The 17,414-nt window shown below is 73.1% G+C and carries 18 protein-coding genes; 6 read left to right on the top strand and 12 right to left on the bottom strand.

Features of this window, described 5'->3' with window-relative positions:
- Window positions 1-134 precede the first annotated feature (134 nt).
- A complete protein-coding gene (locus ABD481_RS34350; RefSeq protein ID WP_344670004.1) occupies window positions 135-1,982 on the top strand; it encodes a serine/threonine-protein kinase in 1,848 nt (615 codons plus the stop codon).
- A gap of 320 nt (window positions 1,983-2,302) precedes the next feature.
- On the opposite strand, the gene ABD481_RS34345 is transcribed toward ABD481_RS34350, so the two are convergent.
- Window positions 2,303-2,923: a hypothetical protein gene (locus ABD481_RS34345; protein ID WP_344670003.1), complete on the bottom strand. Its 621-nt coding sequence runs from the start codon at window positions 2,921-2,923 to the stop codon at window positions 2,303-2,305.
- 203 nt (window positions 2,924-3,126) lie between these two features.
- Between ABD481_RS34345 and ABD481_RS34340 the strand changes: the two genes are divergently transcribed.
- The gene (locus ABD481_RS34340; RefSeq protein WP_344670002.1) at window positions 3,127-3,324 is read left to right on the top strand and encodes a hypothetical protein; all 198 of its coding nucleotides are present in this window, start codon (window positions 3,127-3,129) and stop codon (window positions 3,322-3,324) included.
- A 73-nt stretch (window positions 3,325-3,397) separates the two neighbouring features.
- On the opposite strand, the gene ABD481_RS34335 is transcribed toward ABD481_RS34340, so the two are convergent.
- Window positions 3,398-3,847, bottom strand: a complete 450-nt coding sequence (locus tag ABD481_RS34335) for a hypothetical protein (RefSeq protein WP_344670001.1) — start codon at window positions 3,845-3,847, stop codon at window positions 3,398-3,400.
- A gap of 123 nt (window positions 3,848-3,970) precedes the next feature.
- Here ABD481_RS34335 and ABD481_RS34330 point away from each other — a divergent pair, with 123 nt between their 5' ends.
- Window positions 3,971-4,492, top strand: coding sequence for a response regulator (locus ABD481_RS34330; protein WP_344670000.1), 522 nt, complete (start codon window positions 3,971-3,973; stop codon window positions 4,490-4,492).
- Here the strand turns inward: ABD481_RS34330 and ABD481_RS34325 are convergent.
- Window positions 4,489-5,715: a SigB/SigF/SigG family RNA polymerase sigma factor gene (locus tag ABD481_RS34325; protein WP_344669999.1), complete on the bottom strand. Its 1,227-nt coding sequence runs from the start codon at window positions 5,713-5,715 to the stop codon at window positions 4,489-4,491. The two genes, ABD481_RS34330 and ABD481_RS34325, sit on opposite strands and share 4 nt — an antisense overlap.
- 8 nt (window positions 5,716-5,723) lie before the next feature.
- Window positions 5,724-6,296 (bottom strand): ATP-binding protein, encoded by a 573-nt coding sequence (locus ABD481_RS34320; RefSeq protein ID WP_344669998.1) that lies wholly within the window; start codon window positions 6,294-6,296, stop codon window positions 5,724-5,726.
- Window positions 6,297-6,552: 256 nt separating this feature from the next.
- On the opposite strand from ABD481_RS34320, the gene ABD481_RS34315 reads away from it, so the two are divergent.
- Window positions 6,553-6,921, top strand: coding sequence for an STAS domain-containing protein (locus ABD481_RS34315; RefSeq protein ID WP_344669997.1), 369 nt, complete (start codon window positions 6,553-6,555; stop codon window positions 6,919-6,921).
- Window positions 6,922-7,131: 210 nt separating this feature from the next.
- Here the strand turns inward: ABD481_RS34315 and ABD481_RS34310 are convergent, their stop codons facing one another.
- From ABD481_RS34310 to ABD481_RS34275, 8 genes are all read right to left on the bottom strand, one after another.
- On the bottom strand, window positions 7,132-7,911 hold the full coding sequence (locus tag ABD481_RS34310) for an ABC transporter permease (protein WP_344669996.1): 780 nt from the start codon (window positions 7,909-7,911) through the stop codon (window positions 7,132-7,134).
- Window positions 7,908-8,990 carry an ATP-binding cassette domain-containing protein gene (locus tag ABD481_RS34305; RefSeq protein ID WP_344669995.1) on the bottom strand — a complete coding sequence of 361 codons (1,083 nt, stop codon included), beginning with the start codon at window positions 8,988-8,990 and terminating at the stop codon, window positions 7,908-7,910. Before ABD481_RS34305 ends, ABD481_RS34310 begins: the two co-directional genes overlap by 4 nt.
- Before the next feature lie 117 nt (window positions 8,991-9,107).
- Window positions 9,108-9,962, bottom strand: coding sequence for a DUF4097 family beta strand repeat-containing protein (locus ABD481_RS34300; protein WP_344669994.1), 855 nt, complete (start codon window positions 9,960-9,962; stop codon window positions 9,108-9,110).
- A 129-nt stretch (window positions 9,963-10,091) separates the two neighbouring features.
- Window positions 10,092-10,622, bottom strand: a complete 531-nt coding sequence (locus tag ABD481_RS34295; RefSeq protein WP_344669993.1) for a hypothetical protein — start codon at window positions 10,620-10,622, stop codon at window positions 10,092-10,094.
- Between the two features lie 134 nt (window positions 10,623-10,756).
- Window positions 10,757-11,404 (bottom strand): response regulator, encoded by a 648-nt coding sequence (locus ABD481_RS34290; protein ID WP_344669992.1) that lies wholly within the window; start codon window positions 11,402-11,404, stop codon window positions 10,757-10,759.
- Window positions 11,395-12,588, bottom strand: a complete 1,194-nt coding sequence (locus ABD481_RS34285; RefSeq protein ID WP_344669991.1) for a sensor histidine kinase — start codon at window positions 12,586-12,588, stop codon at window positions 11,395-11,397. The genes ABD481_RS34290 and ABD481_RS34285 overlap by 10 nt, the downstream gene beginning before the upstream one ends.
- Before the next feature lie 84 nt (window positions 12,589-12,672).
- Entirely contained in the window at window positions 12,673-14,022 is a 1,350-nt protein-coding gene (locus ABD481_RS34280) for an FtsX-like permease family protein (RefSeq protein WP_344669990.1), read from the bottom strand.
- Window position 14,023: 1 nt separating this feature from the next.
- Entirely contained in the window at window positions 14,024-14,761 is a 738-nt protein-coding gene (locus ABD481_RS34275) for an ABC transporter ATP-binding protein (RefSeq protein WP_344670026.1), read from the bottom strand.
- A gap of 174 nt (window positions 14,762-14,935) precedes the next feature.
- Between ABD481_RS34275 and ABD481_RS34270 the strand changes: the two genes are divergently transcribed.
- On the top strand, window positions 14,936-15,355 hold the full coding sequence (locus ABD481_RS34270) for a DUF6542 domain-containing protein (protein ID WP_344669989.1): 420 nt from the start codon (window positions 14,936-14,938) through the stop codon (window positions 15,353-15,355).
- Complete coding sequence (locus tag ABD481_RS34265; RefSeq protein WP_344669988.1) at window positions 15,348-17,366, top strand: LCP family protein; 2,019 nt, start codon at window positions 15,348-15,350, stop codon at window positions 17,364-17,366. Before ABD481_RS34270 ends, ABD481_RS34265 begins: the two co-directional genes overlap by 8 nt.
- The last annotated feature ends 48 nt before the right edge of the window (window positions 17,367-17,414 follow it).

Raw genomic sequence — 17,414 nt, 5'->3', positions numbered from 1 at the left:
GCTTTCAGTGGGAGATGCCTCGTTCGGGTGGAGATAGGCGCGTCGGGGGCATCAGTCCCCTCGCGTGCCTGTTTCGGCTGTCATGCTGTGTCTTCAACATTCGAAGACGGCACCTGATCGGGGAGGTCCGCGAGGTGCATCCGCTGCAGCCTGGCGATCCGCGCACCGTCGGGCCCTACGTGCTGATCGCCCGGTTGGGCTCGGGCGGGATGGGGCACGTGTTCCTGGGTCGCACGCGCGGGGGCCGCACGGTCGCGGTCAAGGTGGTGAAGCCGGAGCTGGCCGGGGATCCGCAGTTCCGGCGGCGGTTCCGGCAGGAGGTGGCGGCCGCGCGGTTGGTTTCCGGGCCGTACACGGCGCCGGTCGTGGATGCCGAGCCGGAGGCGGCGATGCCGTGGTTGGCGACGGCGTACGTGTCCGGGCAGACGTTGCGTGCCGCGGTGGCCGCGGGGTGGCGGCTGCCGGAGTCGTCGCTGCTGGTGCTGGCCGGCGGGTTGGCGCGGGCGCTGGCCGAGATCCATGCCGCCGGGGTGGTGCACCGGGATCTGAAGCCGTCGAACGTGATGCTGGCGGTGGAGGGTCCGCGGGTCATCGACTTCGGCATCTCGCGGGTCACCGCCGCCACCGACTACACCCGTACCGACGTCGGCACGATCGTGGGCTCCCCCGGGTTCATGTCGCCGGAGCAGTCGCGGGGCCACCGGCTCACCGGCGCCACCGACGTGTTCTCGCTCGGCACCGTGCTGGCCTACGCCTCCACCGGCCACAACCCGTTCGGCGCCGGACCCGACCACGCGCTGCTGTACCGGATCGGGTACGCCGAGCCGGACCTGTCCGGGGTGCCGGACCGGCTGGTGCCGCTGGTGCGGGCCTGCCTGGAGAAGGAGGCCGATCGGCGGCCGACGACCGGGCAGATCGTGCAGCACACGGCGGTGCGCCCCGACGGGCCCTGGCTGCCGGCCGCGCTGACCGCGGCGATAGCACAGGACGCGGCCGAGATCCTCGACTACGAGGGCTTCGCGCTGTTCCCGGAGTCGGAGACCCCGGCGGGCGGACGGCTGGTCGGCGCCACTGGCGTTCTGGCGGCAGGCGTTGGCGGTGCGGGCGTCGGCGGTCCAGGCATCGGCGCGGCAGGCATCAGTGGTGCGGGCATCGCCGGTCCGAGCGTTGTCACGAGACCAGCCGGCGGCTTCGGCACACCGGCGGCCGTCGGCGGACGTGGTGCAGTCAGCGAATATCGCACAGCCGGCGAATACGGCATGGCCGACGGCCCCGGCGCTCGCAGAGCCCGCCACGCCTCCGACACCTCCGACATCTCCATCCGCGCGGACATCGGCACCCGTCGGACCCAGGTCGAACCCCCGAGCCCGCCGACCGTCTTCCTCCCCTCGGAGCGCCCCCGACCCCGACCCCGACCCCGACCCCGCCCACACCCCCAACCCGAACCTCGCCCCCAACCCCGCCCCGAGCAGCGAGAACCCCCCGCCGACTCCCGCCGCCGCACCGGCGCCGGATGGGTCGTCGGCGCACTCGGCATCGCCGTCATCGCGGCCCTGTCGACGGCCCTGGTCCTCGTCCTGCGCAGCGGCGGCCGCCAGCCGGACCAGCCGCCGGCCGCGTCGATCACCGGCGGGGCCGCCGTCACGACCAGCCCGACCCCGCTGCCGCGCTCGGGCCCGCACAGCCCGTCGCAGATGAGGACCTCCGTGGCCACCACGCCGTCGCCGACCGCGACCAGCAACAGCGCGGTCCCCGCGACGTCCGCCGCCTCGACGCAGAACACGGTGACCAGCGTGTCGAGCACGTCGGTGTCCACCTCCAGCGCGCCGAGCACGCCGAGTTCCACGCCTTCGAGCACCCCGAGCAGCAGCGCGAGTGCGAGTCCTTCGACGTCGGCGAGTTCGTCGCCGTCGCATAGCGCGGCACCGTCGTCGTCGGCAGCGAGTTCGAATCATCGAAGGGGCGGGGCGCGGCGGGCCTGAACCTCATAGGGTTACCCCCGCCATGGCCCCGCGCCACAATACGGCGATAGACCGTATCCAGCGCTCTCACACCTCGCCGACCAGCGGATTCGCCGTCGTCACCGCCACCCCTCACCCGCACCGCGACCCCGACGGCGACCCATCACCTCCACCCAACGCCTGCGCGCCAGGCCGCGCCGCCCCCACACTGAACGCTACGAACCCGGGCCGCACCCGCCTGCGGTCCCGGGTTCGCTTCTGCGCGTCCGGCCTATACAAGTCCGGCCTTATACAAGTCCGGCGCCTGGACCAAGCGGGTCCGGCGCCGGACGCTCAGCTCCCTAGCCGATGTTCGCGGGATCCACCGCGGGCAGGTCCTTGACCTCCTCGCGGGTGAGGTCCACCTGGACGCCGAAGGTGGCGTCGACCACGTTGCGGATCGGCACGGCCACCTCCTTCTTGCTCCACAGGTGGCCCTCGGTCAGCAGAATGGCGGTGACGTGGTGGTCCGGTGCGGCCACCAGGCCCTGGACGCGGCCGATGTCGCCGTCCGCGGCGTGTACGCGCTCGCCGCGGCGCAGCTGGACCTCGCCGGCCGGGACCCGGTCGTAGGTGACCGTCTCCGGCTTGGCGCGGCCGTAGCCGCCCAGGGCGCCGCCGTTGGTCGGCATGCTGCCGGACGGCGGGGCCGGCGGCTGGATCACCTCGGTGGCCTCGGCCGGCTCCAGCCGGTCGAAGTCGAGCGTGGTGCAGATCAGCTGGATGCCGTCGGCGTGGGCGTGGTCGATCAGGGCGGCCGGCACCAGGCGTGCCGAATGCTCGTCCTTGCCGACCACCAGGTGGGTCATCGCGCGGTTCGTCGGATCGATCAGGATCCTGTGCAAGTGTCCGCACTCTCCGTCGGCGCAGACCACACCCACGCCGATCTCGTACGGGCTCTCCATTTCCTGCGTGGTGCTCATGAGCAGCCTCCTCACTGCCTGCGCGGCCCGACTCGGCACCGCGCCCCAGGCCTCCCGCTACCCGGTCACACGGTTTGAAACCAGCGGTTTGAAATCCGCTGTTCGGATATCGGGGAGGGTGCGGACCGCACCGAGCACGACAGGATCCCGCGCCGGGCCGGCCTTCGGGCCGGTCACGGCGCGACAATCGGGAGGAGCAGCCCATGTTCGGATTCGCGGCCGTCGCGTTGTTCGCGATCGCCTTCATCGTCAACGGCACCGCGACGTCGGTGAGCAACGCATGGTTGACGCCCACCAGCCTGATGCTCGCCGGACTGGCGTGCCTGGCGGTGCACATGCTCGGCTACCAGGCCGCCTGGCGCCCGAGCGCGCGGCGGGCGTCGTACCGCCGCCGCCGCTAAACGATCGGTTCCTGGAGTCCGCTGCTGTCCGGCGGCGCGGCTGCCGGGTACGGCCGACGGCAGCCGCGCCGGCTCAGTGCGCGGCTTCCCGGTCCGACCACGCCTTGATGGCGAGCAGCCGCAGCCGCAGCGTCTCGGTGTCCTCCTCCAGGCCGTCCGGGCCCTCCGGCAGGCCGGAGACCTCGACCCCGTGCGCGGTGAAGAACCCCGACGCGGTGCTGTGCGCCAGGTCCACCGCGACCCGGGGATTGGCGACGAAGGTGCTTTCCACGTGCTTCCACACACCGTTCAGATAAGCCCGGTCCCCGTCGGTGAACCTCGGCGGGGGCGGGACCGCGGCGGCTCCGCCGATGCCCAGACGGGCCCGGTCCGGGGACCGTCCGCTCTCGATGAACCGCCCGATCCGGCCGCCCAGGCCGCCGACCGCGCCGGTCACCGGGGCCCGCCAGGCCGGCGGGCCCAGGAACCAGGCCGCCCCCAGGGCGGCGAGCACTATTACCAGGACAATAAGGACGATCACCACGGCGTCACGCTCCCGGACACGACTACCGCCACTGTCAGGACCCGTGCCAATACCCGTTCCGCCGCCGGCCAATCAGTGCGAATCAGCGTTCTCAAACTCTCGCCCGCGGCGGAGGATGGACGGATGCAGGACGACCCTCCCGGCCCCCGGTCCGCCGACCGCGCCGGAGCACCGCCGGGAACGCCGCGCGGCCCCGGGCGGCCCGCGCCGCGGCCGTTCAACGACCGCAGGGTCCTGATCGTGGACGACGACCGGCGGGGCGTCTACGCCCTGGGCAGCGCGCTGGCGGTGCGCGGGCTGACCCTGGTGCACGCGGCCACCGGCCGCGAGGGCATCAGTGTGCTGCGCGCGGACCCGGAGATCGCCGCGGTACTGCTCGACATCTCGATGCCGGACCTGGACGGCTACGCCACCGCCGCGGGGATCCGCGGGCTGGCGGAGCACGGCGACGTCCCGATCATCGCGGTGACGTTCGAGTCCTCGGCCACCGACCGGGCCAAGTGCCTGGCCGCCGGGATGGACGAGCACGTGTCGAAGCCGGTCGACGTCGAGCACCTGCTGCGCGTGCTGCACGAGGTGCTGGACGACCCGGACCAGCCGGATCAATCAGACCAGCCGGCCCAGCCGGATCAGCCGGACGACTAGCCGGAACGGTCCGGCCCCCCGCCTCCGGCTCCGGCCGCGCCTCCAGCCCCGCTCCCGTTCCCGCTCGCAGTCCCGCTCGCAGTCCCGCTACTGCCGGCACCACCACCGGCACTACCGCCGGCACCGCCCCGGCCCGCGTCGTCGTCCTCGAACACCGCGTCCCGCAGCGTGCCGAGGATCCGCGCGAGATACCGCGAGACCTGCATCTGCGACACGCCGAGCTCGGCGCCTATCTGGCTCTGCGTCATATTGCGGAAGAAGCGCATCAGCAGGATCCGCTTGTCCCGCTCCGGCAGCGCGGCCAGCAGCGGCTTGAGGGCCTCGCGGTCCACCACCCACTGGTAGGCGTCGTCGTCCTCGCCGAGGGTCTCCCCCAGGCTCGCGCCCTGGTCGTCGCCGGGTACCAGCGGACGCTCCAGCGACGTGGCGCTGTAGGCGGCCGAGGCGTCGAAGGCCTCGACGATCTCCTCCGGCGCCGCGCCCAGATGTTCGGCCAGCTCGGCGATCGTCGGCGACCGGCCCAGGCGGCGTTCGAGCTGCTCGGCCGGCGCGCCGTGCAGCGCCAGGCTCAGCTCCTGCATGCGGCGCGGCACGTGGACGTCCCAGGTGGCGTCGCGGAAGTAGCGCTTGATCTCGCCGGTCACCATCGGCGTGAGGTAGCCGAGGAAGGCCGTGCCGCGGGCCGGGTCGAAGTTGTCGACCGCCTTGATCAGCGCCAGGTACGCGACCTGCTCCAGGTCCTCGGCGTTGTCGGCGGGGACGCTGAACCGCGAGGCGACGTAGCGCGCGTAGTTCATGTGCTCGGCGATCAGCTCGTCGCGCAGCACGCGGTGGCGGGCGCTGCCGTCGCGGCACTCGGCGAGTTCCTCGAAGCGGCGGTGGATCGCGGCGCGGTGCTCGGCGCGGTCCTTGGGCGCGCCGCCGGCGCGGGGCACCGGGAAGCGGCGCGTGGTCAGCTCGGGATGCAGCTCCAGCGGGTGGTCGTCGCGGTCGGGCAGGGTTTCGTGGCCGGCGCCGGACGAACTGGGCTCGGCACCAGTGCGCCGCTCACCCTGCCCGGGTATTTCCGACCCCGGTTCTCCGCCACGCATCCCGCGCCGCCGCACCGTCGGCTCCCGGGCTCCGGTACGTCCGCCGCGATCGCCCGCGACGTCGTCGGTATCAGCACCGGTGCCAGCGCCGGTATCAGCGCCGGTGCCGGTGCCTGCGCCGGGTCCGCGCACGCCGCCGCTCACCGCGCCCCCGCCCGGCGCGTGCCGTCGGCTCGCTTGACGATGTCCACCCGCACCCGGCCGTCCTCCTCGGCCCAGTTCAGGACGTCCACCAGGGCCGCGAGCAGCGACCAGCCGAAGCCGCCGACCTGCGGCTTGGAGCCGGGCCGGGCCTCGGCCGAGACGGTCACCGCCACACCGTCGGCCCCGAGGCGGAACACGCACTCCAGCTCCTCGCCGGTGGCGTCGACCTCGTCCGGCAGCAGCAACAGGCCGCAGGCCTCGTCCACGGCCAGCCGCCAGTCCTGCATCTCGGCCATCGAGAATCCGGCCCGGGCCCCGAGGTGCCCGGCCGCCGAGCGCACCAGCACCACGAAATCGCGGTCGGCCGGGATGCGCAGCGTCACCGGCACCGCTTCCTGCCCGACGCCGCGTCCGTCCCCGGTACCGGGTCCGTCCTCGACGCCGGCTCCGCCCTCGACACCGACTCCGTCCACGCCGACCTCCACAACCCTCGTCACGTGCTCTCCGCCGCCGACCCCGTCCGCGGCCCCGACACCCGCGCCGACCACGCCTCCGACGCCGTCCACCATGCCGACCCCCTCCGTACCGACCGCTCCGTTACCCCGACCGGGCGTCCTGAACCCGGTCGATCCTGAAAACCCAGCCTGTCACCGATCACGGCCCCGATGCCCGTCAGCTCGCCGACAGTCCGCCGCGCGGCCGCCGGGATCGGCCGCGCACGGGCCCGGCGCCGCGGACTCACCGCGCCTGATTCCCACCGGTAACCGGACCCGATATCGTCGTACCGATCGGGGATCACGCGGTCTGGGTGTGACAGGAGGCGCCATGGCGGTCGAAGGGTTCTCGGTCGAGGTCGACGGCGACCCGGAACGGGCCGGCGCGGACCCTCGGCCCGGGAGCGCGGGTCCGACCGTGGTGACGGTCAGCGGCGATGTCGACCTCGCCGCCGCCGACGCGCTGTGGAACGTGCTGGACCGGTACGTGGCGCCGGGCGCCACCGTGGTCGTCGACTGCTCCCAGGTCGCCTTCCTGGACTCGATGGGCCTGCGCACGCTGATCCGGGCCCAGCAGAAGGCCGACGGCTCCGGCGCGCGCCTGACGCTGGCCGCGCCCTCGGAGGCGGTCCTGCGGGTGCTGCACCTGGCCGGGGTCAAGGAGCTGTTCGTGCTCGACCTCACCGGAAGCGGCAGCTGACAGCCGGGCATCGCCGCCCCTTCTTGAGCACCCCTTCCTGAGCACTCCTTCTTGAGCACCCCTTCCTGAGCACCTGTCCCTGAGCATCCCGCCTCGCGCGACGCCACCCCGAACACCGCTACCCGCTGCGCCGAGTGGGAACTCGGCGCAGCGGGTGGCGATGTCATCGGCGGCGTAGGCGCGTCGCGCGGGCCGACAGTATTACTGGGCTCATCGGGTGGGCTCGCGGTCGTAGAGGCGGCGGGCCCAGACGTAGCCGAGCACCGCGAACCCGGCGCACCAGGCGAACGCGATCCAGCCCTGGTTCCCCACCGGCGTGCCGCCGAGCAGGCCGCGCACCCCGCCGATGATCGGATTGAACGGCTGGTTCGCGGCGACCCAGCGCACCGCCGAGGGCATCGACCCGGTCGGCACGAACGCGCCGGAGATGAAGGGCAGGAACTCCAGCGCCACCACCGAGGAGCTGGCCCCGGCCACGGTCTTGGCGTTCAGCCCGAACCCGACGGCCAGCCACATGAAGCCCAGCGTCAGCAGCCCGGCGATGCCGAGCGCGGCGCCCCAGCCGAGCAGCGAGCCGTGCGGCCGGTAGCCGAGACCGACGGCGACCACGAACAGCATCGCGATCGCGATGAAGGTGCGCAGGACCGAGCCGAGCACGGTCCCGGTGAGGACCGAGGGCCGGGAGATCGCCATGGTCCGGAAGCGGGCGATGACGCCCTCGGTCATGTCGGTGTTGACCATGATGGCCGTGGTCTGGGCGCTGAAGGCGACGGTCTGGATCAGGATGGCCGGGGTGATGTAGTCCACATAGTGCGGGGTTCCGGTGCCGGCGAGCGTCGCCTTCATCGCGCCGCCGAAGATGGCGACGAACATCACCAGCAGGAAGCCGGGGGCGACGACCGTGGAGACCAGCATCATCGGGTAGCGGGCCGTGTGCTTGAAGTCGCGGCGCGCCATGGTCATGGTGTCGGCGAAGGCGTACGAGCTCATCGGGGTGACTCCTGGGTGGGAAGGGCGGCCTTTGCGGTGTGGCGCGCGGTGACCTCGGCCGCCTGAGCGGCGGCTTCGGCGGCTTCGGCGGACTCGGCGTACTCAGCGGACCCGACCGGCTCGCCGGACTCGCTCGGCTCGGCCGCGTGCCCGGTCAGCGCGAAGAACACGTCGTCCAGGTCGGAGGCCTTCACGGTCAGCGTGGCGACGTCGACCGCGGCGTCGTCCAGCGCCTCCACGACGGCCCGCAGCGAGCGCACACCGCCGTCGTGCGGCAAACGCAGGGTCAGGCCGTCCTGCGCCGGGACCCGCAGCGCCCGGGCGGCGGCGTCCAGCCCGTCCCGGTCGGTGAACGCGACGTCGATCCGGCCCCCGGGAACGCGCCGCTTGAGCTCGGCCGCGGTGCCGTCGGCGACCACCCGCCCGGCGTCCAGCACGGTGACGCGGTCGGCCAGCTCGTCGGCCTCGTCCAGGTACTGCGTGGTGAGCAGGATCGTGGTGCCGGCCGCGACGAGTTCGCGGGTGAACTCCCACATGGTGCGGCGGCTGCGCGGGTCGAGCCCGGTGGTCGGCTCGTCCAGGAACACCACCCGCGGCTTGGCGACCAGGGTCATCGCCAGGTCCAGGCGCCGCTTCATGCCGCCGGAGTAGGTGGCGGCGGGCTTGTCAGCGGCGTCGACCAGCTCGAACCGCTCCAGCAGCCCCTCGACGACCCGGCGGCCCTCGGCCTTGCCCAGGTGGTTGAGGTCGGCCATCAGCCGCAGGTTCTCACGGCCGGTGAGCAGCCAGTCGACGGCGGAGAACTGGCCGGTGACGCCGATCGCGCCGCGCACGCCGTCCGGATCGGCCACGACGTCGTGGCCGGCGACGACGGCCCGCCCGGCGTCCGGGCGCAGGTAGGTGGTGAGGATGTGCACGACGGTGGTCTTGCCGGCCCCGTTCGGGCCGAGCAGCGCGTGCACCGTGCCGGGCTGGACGGTGAGGCCGAGGTCGTCCAGGACGAGCTTGGGCGGACTGCCTTTCTTGGTGCCGGGGAAGGATTTGCGCAGTCCTTCCACACTGATCGCCGGCGCGGACATGGAGGTCCCCCTCTGTTCGGTTGTTCCCTTTATTCGGTCACTGGTGTTCGGTCGCTGGTGTTCAGTCAGTGGTATTCGGTCAGTGGTGTTCGGTCGCTGGTGTTCGGTCGGTACCGGTCAGCCCGCTTCGGCGTACCGGACGGTGATGTCGCTGGTGGTGCTGCGCAGGCGCAGCCGCACCGACTGCTCCCCGCGCATCGGCGCCTCCCCCGCGCCGAGCTCGTTGTAGACGCGGCCGATGGTGGTCTGGACGTCCAGGTGGGCCGGCACCCCGCGCAGCACGCCGACCTCGACGGAGCCGACCGCGGTCAGCGCCTCCACCTCGCCGTTCTCGACGTGCGCCAGCCGGATCCGGCCGTTCGCGGTCTTGGCGCTGACCCCGGCGCCGGCGAAGTCGACCTCGATGTCGCCGTTGGAGTTGGCGACCCGGACGTCGCCGTCGACGCGGCCGAGGTGGCTGGTGCCGTTGGTGTTCTTCACCACCGCCTCGCCGCCGACCCGGTGCACCCGCACGTTCCCGGAGCTGGTCTGCACCTCGGCGCGCCCGGCGACGCGGCCCACGTCGATCTGGCCCATCGCGGTCTTGACCACGAGCGAGGCGGCCTGCTCCACGCTGATCTCGCCGAAAGCGGTGTCCAGGCGCACGTCGCCGAAGCCGCCGCCGAGGTCGAAGTCCCCGAACGGGCTGGTGGCGCGGACGCTGGACCCGGTCGGCAGCTCGATCCGGATCGCCACGCTCTCGGACTTCTTGCCGGACGTGTACCACTTGGGCTTGTGCCCGACGATCTGGAGCCGGCCGTCGTCGAACGAGACGCGCGTGGCTTCGGCGGCGCGGACGTCGTTCGGGTTGTTCGGGTCGGCCGGCCGGACGTCGACGACGGTGTCGGTCCGGTCCGAGGCGACGATGGTGACGTTGCCGACGCCGAGGTCGAGGGCGGCGGTGATGGGGGCGGGCGTGGCGAAAGTGGGCATGACGGATCCTTCTCTCGATGCTCGATGCTGTGAGCTGCGGTGATTGGTACTCGGCCGCCGGACGGGCGGCCGCGACTGTTTCTCAGGCGGCTGTTTCGCCGACTCTCGGGCGGCTGTCCCGCCGCCCGCTCAGCGGGCCCAGCCGGACAGGCTCTGCCCGGTGGTGATGGTGGTGCGCGGCTGCTTCGGGCGGCGCTCGTTCTCCAGTGCCGCGGCGGCGGCGCGCACCAGCCAGTTGTTGACGGAGAAGCCGAGCGCGTCGGCCGCCTCCTCGACCCGCGACTTCAGGTGCGCGGGCAGCCGGAGGTTGATGCGCACCATCTGGCCGTCGTCGTCCTCCGGCGCGCTGGGCAGCTGCACCTGCGCCACCGAGGCGGCCTCCTCCTCAACGGGCTCGGCGGGCGCCGGGGCGGCCGCGGCCAGCCCGGCCACCACGAACTCCGGGTCGGCGCCGCGCAGCCGCACCTCGACCGACCCGGGGGCCAGCTCGGCGGTGATCTCCTCCGCGGCGGCGCTCAGCGCCTGGAGCAACGTCAGCCGGATGGCGGCTTCCAGCGGCGACGTCAGCCGCTCGGCGAGCTCCAGCGCCGCCGCACCGCCGGCCTCCGCGACGGTCAGCAGCTCGGAACGCACTCCGGCCACGTAGGGATTCAACTTCATGGCACCACTATGGCACCATTTTTGGTGCCACGCAAGAAGAAGTGGTGCCACTCTTGGCTCAGAGTGGCACCATTGCAGGTGAGACGTGGTGCCACGATGGCACCAACTAGCGCCGCATGCTGGTCGGCAACCCCTCAGGCCGCGTCCAGAAACGCCAAAACCGCCAGCACCCGGCGGTTCCCGTCGAGATCCGGCAGCAGCCCCAGCTTGGCGAAGATCGTGTTGATGTGGTTGCTGACGGCCTTCTCCGTGATCACCATCCGCGCGGCGATCCCCGCGTTGGCGTGTCCCTCGGCCATCGCCGCCAGGACCTCGCGCTCGCGCTTCGTCAGGCTCCCCAGCCGCTCGTCCCGCGACCGGCGCGCCAGCATCTGCGCGACCACCTCGGGGTCCATCGTGGTCCCGCCGTCGGCGACGACCCTCACCGCCGCCACGAACGACCGCACGTCCGAGACCCGGTCCTTCAACAGGTAGCCGATCGCGCCGGCCCGGTCGGACAGCAGTTCCCTGGCATACAGCGGCTCGACGTGCTGCGACAGGATCAGCACCGGCAGGCCGGGCAGCCGGCGCCGGGCTTCCAGCGCGGCCACCAGCCCCTCGTTCTTGAACGTCGGGGGCAGGCGGATGTCGGCCACGGTGACGTCCGGCCGGTGCGCCACCAGCGCGGCCAGCAGGTCCGGCCCGGTCTCGACGGCCGCCACCACCTCGAAGCCGTGCGCCGACAGCAGCCGGACCAGGCCGTCCCGCAGGAGGGCCTGGTCCTCGGCGAGCACTACGCGCACGGCATCTCCAAAGTCACCACCGTCGGCCCCCCGACCGGACTGTCCACCGTCACCACGCCGTCGAACGCCGCCAGCCGGCGCCGCATGCCCGACAGCCCCTGCCCGTTCGCGACGTCCGCGCCGCCGACGCCGTCGTCCCACACCTCGGCGGTCACCCGCCCCTGCGCGCCCCGCGCGCCGCCGCCGGTCGGCCCGAGCACCAGGATCCGGGCGTGGTTCGCCTGGCTGTGCTTCAGAACGTTGGCCAGCGCCTCCGCGATCGCGAAGTACAGCGCCGACTCGCGCGGCGCGGGCAGGCGCTCGTCCATGTCGTACCGCACCTCCACCGGGATCGGCGAGGAGTACACCAGCGCCCGCAGCGCGTCCTCCAGCCCGCGCTCGGCCAGCACCGGCGGGAGGATCCCGCGCACCAGCGAGCGCAGCTCGGCCAGCGCGTCGCCGCTGTGCCGACGCGCCTCGGCCAGCAGCGCGATCGCCTGCTCCGGGTGCTCGCGCACCAGGTCCTCGGCCATGCCCAGGCTCAGGCCGACGGCGGCCAGCCGGGCCTGCGCCCCGTCGTGCAGGTCGCGCTCGATGCGGCGCAGCTCGGCCTGCGCGTCGTCGGTGGCGTGCTCCCGGGTCTCGGTCAGGGTGCTGATCCGCTCGCTGGCGTCTCCGGGCGCCAGCAGCGACCGGGCCACCAGGGCCTGGGCCCGGATCAGCGGACGCCCGGCGAACGGCGCCAGGGCCAGCGCCGGCAGTCCGAAGGCCAGGCCGAAGGGCCAGAACGCGGCGCCGCTCAGCGCCAGCGCCGGGACCGAGAGCAGCCCGAGCACGCCCCAGCCGGCCAGGGTCGCCGGCAGCAGCCCCAGGGCCAGCCCCACCGGCACGTTGACCAGCAGCCACAGCAGGTCCCGCCAGGTCGCCGGGTCGCCGAGCAGCCAGGGCAGCTGCCCGCGGCCGGCCCGCGGCAGGTAGGGCTCGGCGATCTCGACGCCGCTCCACTCCCGGGCGATCCGCCGCTGCGCCCCGGCCAGCCCCCGCGTCATGGCGACGGCCGGCCGCAGCAGGGCCGCGCCGACGCCCAGCGGCAGCAGCGCCACCGCGAGGACGGTGAGCACCAGCAGCGGGATCCCCGCCAGCAGCGACACCGGGGCGATCACCAGACCCCGCCACGCGGCCTGGCCGGCGACGGAGGCACGCACGCGCCACACCTCGCCGCGCCCCGCGGGCGCCGATGTGTCCCCGACCATCCACCTCACCCCTTCGTCCCTCGACATTAGCGGTACCTATCCGCCCAACGCGGCAAGCGCCGGAGTCCGCAGCGCCTTGCGGCCCGCGCCCAGGCAGGCCCCCAGGGTCACGACGACGATCACGGCCGTCACCCCGAGGAACACCCCGATGCCCTGCTCCGGCAGCCAGCCGCCGGTCCGGGCGTAGTTGAACGGCAGGACGCCGGCCAGGGCCGCGATCGTGCCGAACACCAGTCCGGCCGCCAGCACCGCGAGCGACTCCCAGAGCAGCGAGCGCCGCACGTCCCCCGGGGTGTCGCCGATGAGCCGGCGCTGTCCGAACTCGCGGCGCCGGTGCAGGGTGCCGGCCACGGCCACGTTGGCGACGACGACCACGGCGAACAACGCGATCATGCCGGTCACGAGGAAGCTCAGGGTCTGCACGCCCTTGTCGTCGGCGGACTGGGTCAGGTGCGCGGCGCGGGTGGCGTCGTCCTGGATGAACTGCTCGTACAGCGCGCCGTTGGCGAGCGCGACGAACAGGATGACGGGCATCAGGATCCCGGCCGCCTGGCGCGAGTGCTGCCGCAGCTCGGCCGCGGCGAGGTAGCCGCCGGTGCCGCGCATGAGCGGGCCGAGCACGGCGGCGGTGGCGCGGATCAGCCAAGGCGCCAGCACGGCGAGCCCGAGGGCGGTGAGGATGCAGGCCTGGCCGGCCACGGACATGGTCTCGTAGCCGCCGTCCTTCATCATGGTCGCGACCATCGCCGCGGCGTTGCCGCCGAGGATCAGCAGCACGGCGGCCCAGATCAGGCGCTTGCGGCCGAGGCCGCGATCGTCGATGGCCGAGGCCACCAGGGAGGCGGCGGTGCTCTGTTTGGCGGCGCGGCGGCCGGCCGCGTAGGCGGCGATCAGCGCGGCGACCACGATGTCGCCGAACCCGATGCCCAGGGCCAGGGCGCCGAAGCGGTAGGCGACGCCGTCGGCGACCTGGTGGCTGGACTTCAGCGCGGCCAGCACGGTCCGGCCCAGGAGCATCCCGGCCGGGGTGGCCGGGACCGCCGAGACCACCAGCAGCGTCACGGTCTCGGCCAGGACCATGCGGCGGATCTGGCCGGGCAGCGCGCCGGCCGCCTTGAGCAGGGCGATCTGCCGTTCCCGCTGGCGCACCGCCAGGGTCAGCGTGGCGGCGGTGCCGAAGGCGATGATGAGCGCGCCCCAGCCGCCGATGACCAGGGCCATGGTCTGCATGCTCTTGCGGTCGGCGGAGGAGACGCCGGCGGCGGCGCCGGTCTCGTAGAGGGAGGCGAAGCCGGTGAGGATGGCACCGCCGAGGAAGAGGTTCAGGAACGAGGCGAGGAACATCGCCGGGGTGCGCCGCAGGGTGCTGAAGGTGACGGTCCGCATGTCAGGCCACCGCCTTGCGGGGCCGGAACGCGGCCATCCGGGCGGCGACGCCGGCCGCCTCGGGGGCCTGCAGCTCGTCGACGATCCGGCCGTCGGCCAGGAACAGGACCCGGTCGGCGTAGGCGGCGGCGACCGGGTCGTGGGTCACCATCACCACGGTCTGCCCGAACTCCCGCACCGATTCCCCGAGCAGCGTCAGCACCTCGGCGGCGCGAGCGGAGTCCAGGGCGCCGGTGGGCTCGTCGGCGAACAGCAGCGCCGGGCGGGTGACGATGGCGCGGGCGATGGCCACCCGCTGCTGCTCGCCGCCGGACAGCTCGGCCGGGCGGTGGTCCAGCCGGTCGCCGAGGCCGACGCGGTCGAGCACCTCGCGGGTGTGGCGCTTGGCGACCGGGCTCCCGGCGATCCGGGCCGGCAGCAGGACGTTCTGCCACACGGTCAGGGTCGGCAGCAGGTTGAAGGCCTGGAACACGAAGCCGATGCGGCCCCGGCGGAAACGGGTCGCGGCGGTCTCGTCGGAGGTGTCGAGCTGCTGCCCGCCGACCAGGATCCGGCCGCTGTCGGCCGGCTCCAGGCCGGAGGCGGTGTTCAGCAGGGTGCTCTTGCCGGAGCCGGAGGGCCCCATCACGGCGGTGAAGGTGCCGTAGGGCAGCGCCAGGCTCACGTCGTCCAGGGCGGTGACGCGCACGCGCTCGCCGTAGGTCTTGCTCACCGATTCCAGACGCAGGGCGTCTTCCATGGCTGTCATGCCTTCCAGGCTCCCGGGAAGCGGGCGCCGAAACAGGGGTGCCAGCACCTGTCTTCGTGATGGTCCCCGGGAGTCGATGGATCATCCCATGAGCTGATGAATCCGGCATCAGACACTTCTCGCCCTTATCCCCACACCGCTGCCCAGGATGTGAAGATGTGGCTCATGCCACACACCCCCGGCACCCAGGACACCGGCCGCCGCGCGCCGGCCCGGCGCGGACGGCCGAAGCCTCCCACTCCGGCGGCGCACGTCCTCGCGCTGCTGCTGCTCGCCCCGTTGATCGGGGTGTTCCTCGGCGGTGCGGCGTTCGTGCTGCTGTGCGTCGCGGCCGCGGCCTTCGCGGCGGTGCGGGTCCGGCCGGCCGGGCTGTGGTGGGTGCTGCCCGCGGCGCCGTTGGCGATCTGGACGGTGAGCGTGGGCCGGGAGCTGCTGGACACCTCGGGGGACGGCACGAAGCAGGCGGTGGCGGTCGTGCACGGCATGATCGACGCCTTCCCCGCCATGGCGCTGGCGCTCGCCGCCGCCGCGCTGGTCGCGGTGGTCCGGCGGACCACGGGACGCCGGGGGTCGGTCGGTGCCTGAGAGCAAGTCCGGGAGCGGCCGCGGACGGAAGGACGGCGACCGCGGCGGTAGCAATGGCAGGAACAGCAAGAGCAGCAGGAGCAGCAGGAACGGCGGCAGCGGCAAGAGCGGCGTCGCCGGCAAAAGCGGCCAGGCCGGCCAGGGCGGCAGGCGTACGGCCGGCAGCCCGCCGCGCAGCCCGCGTCTTCAGCCCCCTTACGACCTCGCCCCGCATGCGCCGTCCTATCCGCATCCGCCGGCCTATCCGCGGGCGCAGGACGAGCTCCGCTACCGGCGTCCCCAGGGCGGGGCCGACCCCGGCGGAGGCCGGCCGGTCCCGCCCCGCGCCGGCCGCGCCACCGTCGCCGCCCGCGCCCTGCTCGGCTCGGCCTCGGCGGTGGCGCTGCTGGTCAGCGGCGCGACCTGGGCGGCGTACCACAACCTGACCTCCGGCCTGCTGACCTCCGACGCGATCAACGCGATCCGCTCCGGCGAGAAGGGCTACGTCGCCCCGCACCTGGACGGCTCGGTCAACCTGTTGCTGATCGGCCTGGACTCGCGCAAGGACATGGACGGCAACGACCTGCCGACCGACTTCGTGGAGCAGGAGCTGCACGCCGGGTCCTCGGAGATCGGCGGCTACAACACCAACGTCCTGATCCTGATGCACATCCCCGCCGACGGCGGCCGGGTGACCTCGTTCTCCATCGCGCGCGACGACTACGTCGAGGAGCCCGGCGGCGACTCCAGCGTCGGCGAGATCCCGGACCTGGGCATGCACAAGATCAAGGAGGCCTACGGCCGGGCCAAGGGCATCGCCGAGCAGCGGCTGAAGGACTCCGGGATGTCCGACAAGGCGCAGATCGAGAAGGTCAGCCGGGAGGTCGGCCGGGAGTCCACGATCCGCGCGGTGCAGCTGCTCACCGGCGAGCACGTGGACCACCTGGCGGAGATCAACCTGCTGGGCTTCTACGACATCGCCAAGGCCGTGGGGCCGATCGAGGTGTGCCTGAACCACCCGGTCGACGACCCGATCGAGGACGGCGCCGGCACCGGCCTGAAGCTGCCGGCCGGCTACTCCCAGCTCGACGCCCCGACCGCGCTCCAGTTCGTCCGCCAGCGCTTCCACCTGCTGCGCGGCGACTTCGACCGGAACCGGCGGCAGCAGGCGTTCCTGTCCTCGGTCATGCACAAGCTGCGCGACGACGGCGTGATCGGCGACCTGGGCCGGATGCGGGACCTGTTCGACGTGGTGAAGAAGGACCTGGTCATCGACGACGCCTGGGACGTGCTGGACTTCGCCACCCGCGCGCAGAACCTGACCGCCGGCAACGCCGACTTCCGGGAGCTGCCGATCACCGGGCAGCCGGTGCTGCCCGGGGACGGGTCGGTCAACACGGTGAACCCGTGGCAGATCCGGCGGATCGTGACCTCGGCGTTCGGGGACGTGCAGACCGATCCGCGCGACGCCCTGGACCCGAACGGGGACGGACCGGGGACGGGACCGACGGACGGGGCGTCTTCCCCTTCACCCTCACCTTCGCCTTCGCCCTCGAACACCGATCGCGATCCCGGAACGCCGACCGCACCGCACGCCACCGGAATCGCGTTGTTGGTGCCGGCGCCCCCGACCCCGTCCGCGAACTCCGCCGCCCCGCACACCGTCGTCGACGTCTACAACGCCACGCCCACCCGCGGCATGGCGACGTCGGTCGCCGACCTGCTGGCCGCCGCGGGCTGGCCGGTGGACAAGACCGGCGGCTGGGCGGCCCAGAACCACACCACCATCCTGTACGGCAAGGGCGCGGCCAAGGCCGCCGACCAGCTCGCGGAGAAGCTGGGCGTCGCCGCGCTCCCGGCGCCGTCGGCCCGCACCGCCGCCGGCCACGTGGTGGTCCGCATCGGCGCCGACTACGTCCCGCCGGCCGACCCCGGCGCGAACCCGGACGACCCCTCCGCGACCGCGTCCCCGGCGCAGCCGTCCCCGCCTCCCGGCATCGCCATGGACAACGGGATCACATGTGTGAACTGACGATCTTGTGGAAGAAAGGTGTCGAAACACCCATTCCACACCATCACG

The sequence above is a fragment of the Catenulispora yoronensis genome, from assembly GCF_039531695.1.
GTDB classification, from domain to species: Bacteria; Actinomycetota; Actinomycetes; order Streptomycetales; family Catenulisporaceae; genus Catenulispora; species Catenulispora yoronensis.
Note: the sequence above shows the minus strand (reverse complement) of the source record. Positions and strands in the feature narration are given on the sequence as shown.